At 64.7% G+C, this 13,909-nt stretch carries 12 protein-coding genes and 1 pseudogene; 10 read left to right on the forward strand and 3 right to left on the reverse strand.

From position 1 onward, the window contains the following. The first annotated feature begins 51 nt into the window (after nucleotides 1–51). From B9A15_RS08375 to B9A15_RS23805, 10 genes and pseudogenes are all read left to right on the forward strand, one after another. Nucleotides 52–1,011, forward strand: coding sequence for an NUDIX hydrolase (locus B9A15_RS08375; protein WP_139798277.1), 960 nt, complete (start codon nucleotides 52–54; stop codon nucleotides 1,009–1,011). 277 nt (nucleotides 1,012–1,288) lie between these two features. After that, complete coding sequence (nadA, locus tag B9A15_RS08380; RefSeq protein ID WP_084409585.1) at nucleotides 1,289–2,293, forward strand: quinolinate synthase NadA; 1,005 nt, start codon at nucleotides 1,289–1,291, stop codon at nucleotides 2,291–2,293. Nucleotides 2,294–2,364: 71 nt separating this feature from the next. Beyond that, nucleotides 2,365–3,981: an L-aspartate oxidase gene (locus tag B9A15_RS08385; RefSeq protein WP_084409586.1), complete on the forward strand. Its 1,617-nt coding sequence runs from the start codon at nucleotides 2,365–2,367 to the stop codon at nucleotides 3,979–3,981. Between the two features lie 120 nt (nucleotides 3,982–4,101). Beyond that, the gene (gene nadC, locus B9A15_RS08390; RefSeq protein WP_084409662.1) at nucleotides 4,102–4,983 is read left to right on the forward strand and encodes a carboxylating nicotinate-nucleotide diphosphorylase; all 882 of its coding nucleotides are present in this window, start codon (nucleotides 4,102–4,104) and stop codon (nucleotides 4,981–4,983) included. Nucleotides 4,984–5,566: 583 nt separating this feature from the next. Then, complete coding sequence (locus B9A15_RS08395) at nucleotides 5,567–6,016, forward strand: DUF2383 domain-containing protein (RefSeq protein ID WP_084409587.1); 450 nt, start codon at nucleotides 5,567–5,569, stop codon at nucleotides 6,014–6,016. A 100-nt stretch (nucleotides 6,017–6,116) separates the two neighbouring features. Continuing rightward, entirely contained in the window at nucleotides 6,117–6,941 is an 825-nt protein-coding gene (locus tag B9A15_RS08400; RefSeq protein ID WP_084409588.1) for a manganese catalase family protein, read from the forward strand. A gap of 138 nt (nucleotides 6,942–7,079) precedes the next feature. Continuing rightward, nucleotides 7,080–8,249, forward strand: a complete 1,170-nt coding sequence (locus B9A15_RS08405; RefSeq protein ID WP_084409589.1) for a zinc-dependent alcohol dehydrogenase — start codon at nucleotides 7,080–7,082, stop codon at nucleotides 8,247–8,249. A 48-nt stretch (nucleotides 8,250–8,297) separates the two neighbouring features. Then, entirely contained in the window at nucleotides 8,298–9,359 is a 1,062-nt protein-coding gene (locus tag B9A15_RS08410) for an SDR family oxidoreductase (RefSeq protein WP_084409590.1), read from the forward strand. Between the two features lie 8 nt (nucleotides 9,360–9,367). Next, entirely contained in the window at nucleotides 9,368–10,024 is a 657-nt protein-coding gene (locus tag B9A15_RS08415; RefSeq protein WP_084409591.1) for a cysteine hydrolase family protein, read from the forward strand. 132 nt (nucleotides 10,025–10,156) lie between these two features. Continuing rightward, a pseudogene (locus B9A15_RS23805) lies at nucleotides 10,157–10,927 on the forward strand (alcohol dehydrogenase catalytic domain-containing protein); the annotation flags it as partial. A gap of 539 nt (nucleotides 10,928–11,466) precedes the next feature. Here B9A15_RS23805 and B9A15_RS08425 read toward each other — a convergent pair. The 3 genes from B9A15_RS08425 to B9A15_RS08435 form a co-directional block, all read right to left on the reverse strand. Continuing rightward, a complete protein-coding gene (locus tag B9A15_RS08425; protein WP_084409663.1) occupies nucleotides 11,467–11,871 on the reverse strand; it encodes a response regulator in 405 nt (134 codons plus the stop codon). 297 nt (nucleotides 11,872–12,168) lie between these two features. Further along, nucleotides 12,169–12,705, reverse strand: coding sequence for a hypoxanthine phosphoribosyltransferase (gene hpt, locus B9A15_RS08430; protein ID WP_084409593.1), 537 nt, complete (start codon nucleotides 12,703–12,705; stop codon nucleotides 12,169–12,171). Beyond that, nucleotides 12,702–13,403: a hypothetical protein gene (locus B9A15_RS08435; RefSeq protein ID WP_084409594.1), complete on the reverse strand. Its 702-nt coding sequence runs from the start codon at nucleotides 13,401–13,403 to the stop codon at nucleotides 12,702–12,704. The genes hpt and B9A15_RS08435 overlap by 4 nt, the downstream gene beginning before the upstream one ends. Between the last annotated feature and the right edge of the window lie 506 nt (nucleotides 13,404–13,909).

Here is a 13,909-nt window from a genome sequence, read left to right on the forward strand (position 1 = left end):
CGCCGAACGGCCTAACCCGACGAATTGACGGATCGATAGGGCATCGAGAAGATGACAGCGGCCGAACCTCGGGACAGGATGGCGGGCCAGAGCGTCGCGGTCGGCCTCAATGCGGTCGTGGTGGCGGTCGAGGAGACGACCCCGCGCGTGCTTTTGGCCGGGCCTGATGGCGCTCGCCCGAGCGCACTGCCCTCCGGCCCGCTCGAAGCCGAGCACCGAACGATGGAGACCGGCCTGCGCAGCTGGGTGGAGCGCCAGACCGGCCAGCCGCTCGGCTATGTCGAACAGCTCTACACCTTTGGCGACAAGGCGCGCGCCGGCTCGCGTCGGTTCATCTCGATCGCCTATCTCGCTCTGGTGCGCGGCCTCGGCGAGCACCGCCAGGCCAGCCTCTGGGCCGATTGGTACGCCCATTTTCCCTATGAGGACTGGCGCTGCGGGCGCCCGCCCGCGATTGAGACGATTGTCGAGGGGCTCAAGGCCTGGTCCCAGACCGCCAATGCTCATACGCTAAGGCGCGCGCGCCTTGCCCGCATCGCCATGGCGTTTGGGCTCGACGAAAACCATGCCTGGAACGAGGAGCGGGTTCTGGAGCGCTACGAGCTTCTTTATGAAGCCGGGCTCGTCGCCGAGGCCGGGCTCGATGCTCGCACAGGGCCAAGCACGGTGGCCGGAACCGGCCAGCCGCTCGCCCTCGACCATCGACGCATGCTGGCGACGGCGATCGGGCGCCTGCGGGCCAAGATCAAATATCGGCCCGTCCTCTTCGAGCTGATGCCTGACCAGTTCACGCTTTTCGACCTTCAGCGAACCGCCGAGGCCTTGTCCGGCGTTCGCCTCCACAAGCCGAATTTCCGCCGCCTGATCGAGGCCCAGGGACTGGTGGAGGAGACGGGAAATCTGTCGACTCGCACCGGCGGGCGTCCGGCAAAGCTCTTCCGCTATCGGCCGGAAGTCACTTTCGAACGTCCGCTGCCCGGCGCCCGTCTTCCCCTGCAATCCAAGGGCTGAAGCTACCCTTCATGGCTCCTTTTCGGCACTTCCAAACGCCTTTAGGCGGGAAGACGCTTGCGCGATCGGACTTATGCTCATATTTAGCATAAGCCGGCAGCGGACAGGCTGCCCATCAGGATCCGGTCCAATCCGCCATCGGGAAGCCAACGCAAGGGCTTTCGCGAGAAAACGGGCCGGGCCTTTTCCTTCGGCGAACGATGGCGAGCCTCTCGCCCTCCCGCCGGTCCAGAACCCGGGCGCACCGACACCAAACGATGCGCATGGAGACGAGCCGATGACGACCATCACCCTTGACCGCCCCCGCGCGAAGGCGACCACCGATGCGCTTTATGAGAAAGTGAGCGCCTTCATTCCGAAGGTGGAATGGGCGACCATGGAGAATGACGTCGAGGCCATTCTTCGGCTGAAAGCCGAGCGGAACGCCGTCGTCCTCGCCCATAACTATCAGACGCCGGAAATCTTCCACACGGTGTCGGACATTGTCGGCGACAGCCTGGCGCTTGCCCGCGAGGCGGTTAACACCGAGGCCGATGTGATCGTCTTGGCGGGCGTCCATTTCATGGCCGAGACGGCCAAGCTTCTGAATCCGGACAAGACCGTCCTCATCCCGGACATGGCCGCCGGCTGCTCGCTCGCCGACTCGATCACGGCCGAGGACATCGCACTTCTGCGCCAGCGCTATCCGGGCGTGCCGGTGGTGACTTATGTGAACACCTCGGCGGCGGTGAAGGCGGCGTCCGACATCTGCTGCACCAGCGGCAACGCCCATGCTGTCATCCGCTCGCTGAACGCGCCGCGCGTCCTCATGCTGCCGGACGAATATCTGGCTCAGAACGTCCAGCGCGACATTCCCGAGGTCGAGATTCTGACCTGGGCCGGCCATTGCGAGGTGCATGAGCAGTTCACCCCGCAGGACATTCGCGACATGCGCGAGGCCTATCCGGGCGTCGTGGTGCTCGCCCATCCGGAATGCCCGCCGGAGGTGGTCGCCGAGGCCGATTTCGCTGGTTCGACAGCGCATATGTCGGACTTCGTCTCGCAAAAGCGCCCGGCCCGCGTCGCGCTGATCACCGAATGCTCGATGAGCGACAATGTGGCGGCGCAGAATCCCGGCATCGAATTCGTCCGGCCCTGCAATCTCTGCCCGCATATGAAGCGCATTTCCTTGAAGAATATCCGCAGCGCCCTGGAACGGATGGAGCACGAGGTGACGGTGCCGGCCGCGTTGATGGCGCCGGCGCGGCTCGCCGTCGAGCGCATGCTGGCCGTGCGGAGCTGACCTGTTTTTTCGCGGCGGCGGACATCCTTCCGCCGCCCGCCCCTTCCTCCCGCTAGCTTTGGGAGACTGACATGACCGGGACATCCGATCCGAACCGTTTCAATGCCATAGCCGATCCGGCGCGAACCGGCGCCATCGTCGTCGGCGCCGGTGTCGCCGGCCTCGCGACCGCTCTCCGTCTTGCCGAACACCGTCCGGTGACCGTCGTCACGGCGTCGCCACTCGGTGAGGAGGCCGCGACGGGCTGGGCGCAAGGCGGGATCGCCGCCGCGATGGACCCCGCCGATTCGCCCCTGACCCATGCCGCCGATACGCTGAAGGCCGGCGCTGGCCTCACCGATGAAGCGATCGCGCGCAAGGTCGCCATGGCGGCCCCCGATGCGGTGCGCTGGCTGGAGGCGCTCGGCACGCCCTTCGATCGGGCGGCGGATGGCACGCTTGCCCTCGGCCTGGAAGCGGCCCATTCCCAACGCCGCATCGTGCGCGCCGGCGGCGACGGCACCGGCCGCGCGGTTCTCGACACGCTCGTCCGCACGGCGCGCATGACGCCCGCGATCACCCTTCTCGAAGGCGTCGTCGCCACCGCGCTTTTGAAGGATGCGGCCGGCCGGATCGCCGGCACGCTCTGTCGGCGCATCGGCGGCGGGAGTTTCACGCTCGCCGCACCCGCCGTGGTTCTGGCAACAGGCGGCATCGGCGCGCTCTATGCCGAGACGACCAACCCGCCGGGCGCCACCGCCTCGGGCCTCGCTCTGGCGGCTCGGGCCGGCGCCGTCTTGCGCGACGTCGAATTCGTCCAGTTTCATCCGACGGGGATCGCCGTGCCCCACGAAGCGGGCGAAGCGCTGCCGCTGGCGACGGAAGCCTTGCGCGGCGAAGGCGCGATCCTTTTGAATTCGAAGGGCGAGCGCTTCATGAACGGCATCGAGGGCCGCGAGCTCGCTCCGCGCGACGTGGTGGCGCGGGCGATCTTTGGCGAGCGGGCGAAGGGCGAAACCGTCCTTCTCGATGCGACCCATCTGGGGGCCGAGATCGCCACGCGCTTTCCGACCGTGACCGCCCTTTGCCGGGCCAAGGGCATCGATCCGGCGAGAGAGCCCATCCCCGTGACGCCCGCGGCCCATTATCACATGGGTGGGATCGAAGTGGACGAACGGGGCCGCACCAGCCTGCCCGGTCTCTGGGCGGCGGGCGAATGCGCTTCGAGCGGCCTTCACGGCGCCAATCGGCTTGCCTCGAATTCCCTCGTCGAGGCGCTCGCCTTTGCCGGCTGGATCGCGGCAGATATCGTCGGCGAGGCCGAAGCGGCGACCAGAGCCCCGCTCGTCCTAGCCGTTGCCCCCCTTGCCTCCCCGAAGGCCGAGGCTTCGCTCACGGCCGTTCAGATCGTTCGGCGCGTCATGGCCGATCGCGTTGGCGTCTCCCGCAACGAAGCCGGGCTCATCGATGCGATCGAGACGCTTTTGCCCCTCGCGGAAAGCGGCCATGCCAGCGCCGAGATCGGCCTTGCCATCGCCGTCTGCGCGTTTGAGCGGAGGGAAAGTCGCGGCGGTCATTATCGCAGCGACTGTCCTTACCGCTCCGAGGCAGCGCATTCGAAGGTTAGCCTCTCCGAAGCGGTCGCAAAAGCGAAAGCGCTCAGCGCCGGCCGGTCGATTGCGGACGAACCGGCCCTCGCTGCCCGTTGAACCCTGCGCCCGTCTCGATCGGCAGCCATCCTGCCGATGCCGCTATGTCTGGAGCTGCGCGCCGCCACCTTGATGCTGTTCGAGCGTGAAACGCCGAGAATGAAGGATTTCGACGATCCCATGACGCTTTTGTCGGATGCCGGGCGCAACGCGCCCTCCCCTCTTCCCCGCCTTCTGATCGAGCCGATCGTTCGGGCCGCCCTCGAAGAGGATCTCGGCCGGCGCGGGGACGTGACGTCCGAGGCTGTGATCCCGGTCGAAGCCCTCATGCGCGGCCAGATCGCGGCGCGCCAGGCTGGGCGCCTGGCCGGCATCGAAGTCGCACGCCTCGCCTTCGAGCTGGTTGATCCGGAGATCAGGACCGAGATCGTGAAAGCCGACGGCGCGGCCTTCGCACCAGGAGACGCGGTTCTGCGCATCGAAGGGCCGGCGCGGTCGATCCTCACGGCCGAGCGCGTCGCCCTTAACATGGCTTGTCACCTGTCGGGCGTCGCCTCGGCGACTGCAGAGCTCGTCGCCATCGCTAAAGCTAGCGGCCATGCCGACATCGTCTGCACCCGCAAGACGACCCCCGGCCTCAGAGGGCTCGAAAAACATGCCGTGCGCTGCGGCGGCGGCGGCAATCACCGTTTCGGCCTCGACGATGCGATCCTCATTAAGGACAATCACATCGCCGTCGCCGGCTCGATCACCGCCGCGCTCGAACGGGCGAAATCCTTTGCCGGCCATATGCTGAAGATCGAGATCGAGGTGGATACGCTCGCCCAGCTCGAAGAGGCGCTTGTCATTGGCGTCGACGCCGTCCTTCTCGACAATATGGGGCCGGACCTCTTGCATGAGGCGGTCGCCATGGTCGGTGGCCGGGCGACGACGGAGGCCTCGGGTCGGATCAGCAAGGAAACCGTTGGACCGATCGCCGCCTCCGGCGTCGATCTCATCTCGGTCGGCTGGATCACCCATTCGGCGCCGATCGTTGATCTTGGCCTCGACGAAGTCGCCTGATCGGCATCTGCCCCGTCATGGGGTGGGCATTGCGAATTCGCGGCGGCCGCCCAACCGCCATGTTGTCTCGGACCATCTGTCATACGGTGTCCGACTGATTTGGGTCGGGCTCCGTATTAGAGCCCGCGCGGTGCTTGAGCGGCTTTAAAGGTCCGTATCGCAAAGCGATCAAACGGATTTCTTATCAGAAGCGGCGTGCGTCCGATCCATGGCGCACGCCGCATCAGTATTTTTTATAATAGTTTATAATACTCTCGGACGCCCGGCGCGCTTCCGTCGCTCTTTGCTTAGACGACGATTGGTTTTTACGGAAACCCAAAGGCGCCCTGGGCACTTTATCCTTCGACGCGCCGGCAGACAGCCAATGATCGGGGCCAGGATGGTCCTTGCCCCACATGAAGGCTGGCCCTGACGCGCGACACGTCTCCGCGACCTTTCACATCGAGGCAGGCCAAAGCCGGCATGCCCCGGTGAACCCTTGCGACACAGCCCTGATCCAACAGGGCCTTGATGACGTGCGAGCGCAACCGGCCCCTGTCGGCCGGCGCAAAGACCCCTCATGTTTTGAAGGAAGGAAGCCATCATGGCCACCACCGTCGGCAAAGAAGGCGATATCGAAGGACTGGTCGTCGATCTGATCAGCCTCGAGCACGACGCCATCGCAGCCTATGAATCGAGCATCGAAAAGCTCTCGGACACGGCTTTAAGCAGCCAGATCGCCGAGTTCCGCGCCGATCATCTCCAGCATCTGGAAGTCTTGCAGGAAATGGCCCGCGAATTGTCCATCGAGGCGCCGACCTCGGGCGATGCCAAGGAGTGGCTGACCACCGGCAAGATCGCGCTGGCCAATCTCGCTGGCGATGCCGCGATCCTCAAGGCGATGAAGACCAATGAGGACGACACGGTCACCGCCTATGAGCGGGCCTCCCAGCATCCGGATGCGATCGCCAAGTCGAGAGGCTTCTTCGACAAGGCCCTCGCCGATGAGCGGCGCCACCGCGAATGGATGGATCGCACCGCCTCCGCGCTCTGAGCCGGCCATTCAAAGACACGCTTCGTGGGATGCGCCGGATGGGTCCGCCGTCAGCGGGCCAGGCGTTCCCTCACACCTTCACACGACGAAAGGGACATTCATGTTTCATCATTCATCCAAGCTTCAATACACGGTTCGCGTCGACAAGCCCGATCCGCAATTCGCCAAGCTGCTGCAGCAGGCGATCGGCGGGATCGAGGGCGAAATCCGCGTCGCCATGCAGTATTTCTTCCAGGCGATGGGCGCACGCGGCGATGACCGCATCCGCAACATCCTGATGTCGACGGCGACCGAGGAGCTGTCTCATATCGAGTTTCTCGGCCATGCGGTCGCGCTCAATCTGGAAGGCGCGCCTGTGACGGCCCAGGAGGAAGCGGCGAAGGACCCCGTCGTCCACGCCATTCTCGGCGGCGCCAATCCGCGCCATCTCCTGTCCTCGGGCCTTTCGGCCATGCCGGTCAACGCCAATGGCGTGCCTTTCGACATGAGCCATGTCTATGCCACCGGCAATATCGGCGCGGATATGATGGCGAATGTCACGGCGGAAGCCGGCGGCCGCGTTCTTGCCTCGCGCCTCTACAATTGGACCGAGGACAGCGGCATGAAGGACATGCTCTCCTTCCTGATTGCCCGTGACACCATGCATCAACAGCAGTGGCTCGCGATCCTGGAGGATATGGGCGGCCTGAAGGCATCGCTCCCGGTGCCGAATGCGACGCCGCAGAGCCATGAGGCGACCGAGCACTCCTATTACTATCTCAACACCCATCTCGATCAGGACGCGCCGGAAGGGCGCTGGTCCTCCGGCCCCTCGCTCGACGGGCGCGGCGAGTTCTCGGTCAAGGCTCAGCCCGAGCCGCTCGGCCAGGTGCCGAGCCTCGGCAAGGCCAAGCCCAATTCGGGCGCACAGAAAGAGCAGATCTGATCTGCCGCCAAGGCGCCGGCCGCAAGACCGCCTGAGGGTCTTGCCGGTGCCTTTTCAGCCCAAGGGCCGGAGCTACGCCTCCCCGCTCAGGCCCTTGGCCTTCGCCCCTTCCTCCATGCCCTGAAAAAGAGACGTCCCATGAAGGCCATCACCTGGCACGGCAAGCACGACATGCGCTGCGAAAGCGTTCCCGACCCGAAGATCGAAGCGGGACGCGACGCTATCGTGAAAGTGTCGAGCTGCGCGATCTGCGGCTCCGATCTCCACTTCTACGACGGTTTCATGCCCGGCATGGAATCGGGCGACGTGGTCGGCCATGAATTCATGGGCGAGGTCGTCGAGGTCGGGAAAGAGAATTCCAAACTGAAGGTCGGCGACCGGGTCGTCGTGCCCTTTACCATCGCCTGCGGCGAATGCGACCAGTGCAAGCGCCAAAACTATTCCGTCTGCGAGCGCAGCAACCGCAATGCCGATATGGCCCGCAAGGCCTTCGGCCATACGACGGCAGGCCTCTTCGGCTATACGCATCTGACGGGCGGCTATCCCGGCGGCCAAGCCGAATATGTGCGCGTGCCCTACGCCGATTTCGCCCCGATCAAGGTTCCGAACGGCATTCCCGACGAGGACGTCCTGTTTCTCGGCGACATTCTGACCACCGGCTGGCAGGGCGCGATGAATTGCGACATCCAGCCGACCGATACGGTCGCGATCTGGGGCGCCGGCCCGGTCGGGCTCTTCGCCCTTCAAAGCGCGATGATCCTCGGCGCCAAACAGGTCGTCGTCATCGACGAGGTGCCCGAGCGCCTGCAGCTTGCCGCCGACAAGGGCGCCATCACCATCAACTTCAAGATGGAATCGACGGTTGAGCGCCTGAACGAGCTGACCGACAACAAGGGCCCGGACAAGGTCATCGACTGCGTTGGCATGGAAGCTCACGCCCCTTACGAGGCCGAGCACTTCTACGACCGAGCCAAACAGGCCGTTATGGCCGAGAGCGGCCGGCCCCATGTCTTGCGCGAGATGATCTATGTCTGCCGTCCGGGCGGCGTCGTCTCGGTGCCGGGCGTCTATGGCGGCATCGTCGACAAGATTCCCTTCGGCGCGGCCATGAACAAGTCGCTGACCTTCCGCATGGGCCAGACCCATGTGAACAAATGGACGGATGATCTCTTGCGCCGGGTCGAGGAAGGCCAGTTCGATTCGCGCTTCATGATCACCCATCGCGGCAGCCTGGAAGACGGCCCGGAACTCTACAAGACGTTCCGCGACAAGACCGATGGCTGCGTGAAGGTGGTGCTGACGCCGTAAAGGGCGTCTTGCCACCCCTCTTTGTTATGGCATCCGAGGAACCGCCTCATGCGCTCCCATCTCAAGCCCATCAACCGCCAAACCGTCGTCCTCACGGGGGCGACGAGCGGCATCGGCCTTGCCACGGCGCGGCTTCTGGCCAAACGCGGCGCCAAGCTTGTCCTTGCCGCCCGCAACGCCGAGGCCCTAGAGGCCTTGCGCGACGAATTGTCGAAGAGCCACACCGAGGTGGTGACTGTGCCGGTCGACCTGTCGGTCAACGGCGCTGCGGCCGACATCACCCAGGCGGCCATCGAGACCTTCGGCGGCTTCGACAGCTGGATCAACAATGCCGCAACCGCGATCTATGGCGCGATCGAAGACGTCACCGACGACGAGCATCAGCAGATCTTCGCGGTGAACTATTTCGGCGTCGTTCAAGGTTCAAAGGAGGCCGCGCGTCATCTAGCGGACAAGGGCGGCAAGATCGTCAATATCGGCAGCGTCCTCTCGGACCGGGCGATCCTCTATCAGGGCCCCTATTCGGCCACCAAACATGCGGTGAAGGCCTTCACCGAAGCCTTGCGCATGGAGCTGGCGGCGGCCGGCAAGCCGATCTCGGTGACGCTGATCAAGCCGGGAGCGATCGACACGCCCTATAGCGAACATGCGCGCAATCATTTCGACACGCCCGGCACCACCAATCCGCCGCCGGCCTATGACCCGGCCGTCGTCGCCAAGGCGATCGTCTTTGCCTGCGAGCATCATCGGCGCACGCTGGCCGTCGGCTTTGGCGGCTATTCCATGAGCCTTCTGGGCAATCACTTCCCGGGTCTCACCGATACCTTGATGGAGGCCTTTGGTGGCCAGGCGCAACAGAGCAGGCGCCCAGCGCCGGCTGAGCGCCGCGACAATCTCTTCGAGCCGAGAGCAGACGGGGCCGAGCGCTCCAGCGAGGGCGGACCGGGGCCGCGAAAGTCGAGCCTCTTCCTCGAAGCGCAGATGCATCCCCGCACGACCTTCGCGCTGGCCGGCCTTGCCGGGCTCCTCGCCATGCGCGCGCTCGGCGGCGGCCGGTCGAGACGTGACCATCGCCGCATCGCTCGCCGCTTTGGCGATGATGGCTGGTGAGCGAGGCCATGGCTAAGACCGCGCCGCGCCCGGTCCGATCGAGCGCAGAAGACGACTGGACCCGCGAAAAGCTGGAAGAGGTCCTCAGCCGCAAGACCGCCCATCTGTGCATCGACATGCAGCGCATGTTCGCCGAGGAGACCGACTGGCGCACGCCCTGGATGGACCGGGTTCTGCCCGTCGTCGAAAGCCTGGTCGCCCATCGACCCGAGGCGACGATCTTCACGCGCTTTCTGCCCCCGCACGACCCGGACCAGGTGACCGGCGGCTGGCGCCGCTATTTCGAGCGCTGGCGCAATTTCACGGGGTCCGAGATGACGCCGCCCGGCCTCGTCGACCTCGTGCCAGCCCTTGAGCGCTACGTGCCGCCTGCCACGGTCTTCGACAAGCCGGTCTATTCGCCCTTCTATGGCGAGCGGCTCGACGAAATCCTGCGCGAGCGCGAAGTTCAGACGCTCGTCGTCAGCGGCGCCGAGACCGATGTCTGTGTGGTTGCCGCCGTCTTCGATGCGGTCGATCGCGGCTATGACGTCGTCCTCGTCAAGGACGCGGTCTGTTCGAGCGCCGACGAGACCCATGACGCGCTGATCACCGTCTATGCCTCACGCCTCAGGCAGCAGGTGACGCTGGCGACCAGCCGCGACGTCATGGCCGCCTGGGGTTGAGTTCGTTGATCTCACCAAAGCGAGAAAAGCGAGCCGGCCAAGGGCTTTGCGGCGACGCCGGCGCAACAGGCGGGCACTCGCTTCGTTGGTCGAGAGACGATCACAAACAGCTCGAAGAAACCGGAGTCCTCCATGAAAGCCGTCGTTTTCCATGGTGTCCGCGACATTCGCCTCGACACCGTTCCCGATCCCACCATCAAGGAGCCGACCGACGCGATCGTGCGCATCACGTCGAGCGCGATCTGCGGCACCGATCTCCACATGATCCGGGGCACCATGCCCGGCATGAAGGAGGGCACGATCATGGGCCATGAGGGGATCGGCATCATCGAGGAGACCGGGTCCAATGTACGCAATCTGAAGCGCGGCGATCGGGTCGTCATTCCCTCGACCATCGCCTGCGGCCACTGTTCCTATTGCCGCTCCGGCTATACCGCGCAATGCGACGATGCCAATCCGAACGGACCCTCGGCCGGAACGTCCTTTTATGGCGGTCCCGCCCAGACCGGGCCTTTCGACGGGCTGCAAGCGCAATTTGCCCGCATCCCCCATGCCAATGTCAATCTCGTGCCGCTCCATCCCGAGATCGATGACCACCAGGCGATCTGCCTGTCCGACATCGCCTCGACCGCTTGGTTCGGCGCCGATATCGCGGACATATCGCCGGGCCGCGGCAAGACCGTGCTCGTCATGGGTTGTGGGCCGGTCGGTCTCTTCACCATTCTTGGCGCCTGGCACAAGGGTGCCCAGCGCGTGATCGCCGTCGACCGAAGGCCCGATCGCCTCGCCAAGGCGCGCGAACTCGGCGCCGAGGTGATCAATTTCGAGGAAGAAAATCCGATCGAGGCGATCGCCGAGCTGACCGGCGGCATCGGCCCCGATCGGGCGATCGACGTCGTCGGCGTTGACGCCTTCAAGCCCACCAAGGGGCCGATGAAAGAGGCGGTCGAAAAGCGCGCCGACATCTATCGGATGCAGGTCAAACAACTGGCCGAAGAGAGCGCGGCGACCGATGCCGACCATTATGCGGCAGGCGACGCGCCGTCACTGTCGCTGGAATGGGCCGTGCAGTCCCTCGCGAAGGCCGGGACCCTGTCGATCATCGGCGTCTATCCGCAGACCCATCAGTTCTTCCCCATCGGCGAAGCGATGAACAAGAACATCACCATGCGGATGGGCAATGCCAACCACAAAAAATATGTTCAGGAACTGGTGGAGCTCGTGCGCCGAGGCGGGCTGAAACCCGAACACATCCTGACGCAAGACGAGCCGATCCGCGACGTCATCAAGGCCTATGAGACCTTCGATGCGCAGGACAAGGGCTGGATAAAGGTCGAACTTGAACCGGCGGCGGCTTAAGCTGCAGCGAGTAAGGTCTCGCGACCCGATCGGGCGGCGCTAGAGCCGCCCGGTCTTCCGAGAAGCCCTAATCTCGATCCACCTTACGCGCAGGCCGAGCGGCGGCCGGGCGCTTGTGAGGCGGCGGCGGCGACGATCTCGCAGACCTGACGCCGCACGTCGCCGATTGCAAAGGGCTTGTCCAGCACGCCTTCGATGATCGTGGCGAGATCTTCGGCTGCTTCCTTCTGCTCGGCATAGCCGGTCATCAGAAGCACCTTCACATGCGGCCAGCGCTGGGCGATGGCATGGGCGAGTTCGATCCCCGTCAGGCCCGGCATGCGAATATCCGACAGAACGAGGTCGAACTCGCCATCGGCTTCCTGCAGGCGCTCCAGAGCCTCTTCACCATCTTCGGCCGCGCTCACCTCGTGACCGTCGAGGCGAAGCGCGCGCGACACGAGATGCCGCAGGGCATCCTCGTCTTCCGCAATCAGAATATTCGCCACGACGACACTCCTGAACTTCAAACCTTTCGACCAAACAGCGATCATGCTGCCGGCAAGGCCACCATCGTCGCACGGGCAAAGTCTCCATAAGGTTTCCCTTTCGCTGTCATATCGAAAGGTCGAAATTCGGTGCCCATGCGAAGAACAAGGAGAGGATTCCATCTACGCCTGAAGTCAAGCTGGATCACGGAAGTGTGATCGCTGGTTTGGCATCATTTATCCACAGGAACTGGTGCCCGTTGGATGGCGATCAGACGGCTGACACGGGAAATCCAGAAGATCCCAGAAGGTCGACAATCAGTCGACGACCCGGCCCACAAAAGGCAGCTCGCGGAAGCGATGCCCTGCATCGAGACCATAGCCGACAACGAAGTGGTCCGGGCAGGAAAAGCCCACATGATCGGCCTCGATCTCGACCTTGCGGCGCATCGCCTTGTCGAGAAGCACGACCAGCCGGGTCTCGGTCGCGCCGCGCTCGGCCATCAGCTCGCGGGCAAAGCGAACGGTTCGCCCGCTCTCCAGAATGTCGTCGACGAGAAGCACGGTCTTCCCTGCCACGGGGCGCTCGATGTCGCGCAGAAGCCGAACGTCGCCGCCGGTGGTCCCGCCGCCATAGCTCGATAGAGAGACGAATTCGACTTCCGGCGACATGCCCTGGCGGTGAAGCGCCCGCACGAGGTCGGCCGTGAAGACGAAGGCGCCCTTGAGGACGGAGACGATGATCACGTCCCCCTCCACCGTGTCGGTGAGTTCCTTGGCAATCCGTTCGACCGCTTCGGCGATCTCGGTTTCGGAAAAGAGTGTTTCGACATCAGTGCCGGCCACGCTGATCATTGGGACGGCTCCAGGGACCGGAACCGAAGAGCGAGACGGTCGCCGGCTTCTGGCGGCACAAGGACGGAGGAAGCAAAGCCAACCGTTTCGCCGGGCTTGAGCCGGCTCGTCGTTACCTCGACGCCGCGCAGGACGCGACCGCCGCCATCATCCTGAAGCACGATTTCGAGCGGCGGCACGAGCATGTCGTGATCGGCCTTGTTCACGATTCGCCCCGACAGGGTGAGAACCGGCGCGCCGGACCGCTCCACGAAGGTCGCTTCGACGTTTTCGATCGCCAGCGGGGCGGCGGCGAGCGATCCGGTCGTCACTGTGTCGAGGACTGCGGCATTCGGCCGCCCGGCAAAGGCGAAAACACTCGGCAAGAGAAACAGACCGGCAAAGACGGCGCCGGCCACCATTGCCAGCTTGAACGGAGCAATGCGCGGCGGAACCGGCTCCGGAGTCGGCGCGGTCTTGCGCGGCGAGCGCTTAGCAGCGGCGCCGAAGAATATCTCGGCCTCCTCCGTCGCGGTTCGGCGGCCGAAATTCGTCCGCGCATCCATTTCCTCGCGCGCTAGCGTGCGGCGTTCCAAAGCGGGCCGCACCGGTGCATCGAGGCGACGAGCGCTGCCGTCGATCACGAGGGGCTGCCGCGCGACCTTGGAGCGGCGAGTATGCACCCCCATGGCCAGATCCTCGCTCACCGTCTCGCTCATCGGTACCCCTCGTCCTGTTCCTTCACGGCTTCACCCCGGACACATCCCAAAGGACCCGTCGCCCGGTGGCGCCGCCTGCGATGACGCCCCGAACCCGGCCTCACCCGCGATACCACACCGGTTCGTGTACGAGCCGCCCGATCGGGCCTGACGGCATGCGATGCCCATCTCAACGTCGCATATCGACCGGGTTCGGCTCAAACCTTGAGACCGTTTATGCACCGGGCGGCTTTGGCGAGGCTTGGGTCTCGTCTCGCCGTCAAGCGCCTTGCGCCCTCGTCGCCTTCGCATGAAATGCCTGTATCGGCGCCGGGTCGCAAGGCGCTTGACCGCGAAGAGACGGTCATTCGACGTCGCCCATCCTTTCGCATGTCGCCCAAACCCAGCGCCATGCAAGGCAGAAAAAGGACAAAGAGCCGTGATTCAGTGCCCCGATGCTGAAGGCCTGACGACGAGACGCGCCGGCGGCCACGCCGGGCGGGGCGCCTGTCGTCGCCGCCGCGCAT

It is taken from the genome of Fulvimarina manganoxydans, from assembly GCF_900176465.1.
Taxonomy (GTDB): Bacteria; Pseudomonadota; Alphaproteobacteria; order Rhizobiales; family Rhizobiaceae; genus Fulvimarina; species Fulvimarina manganoxydans.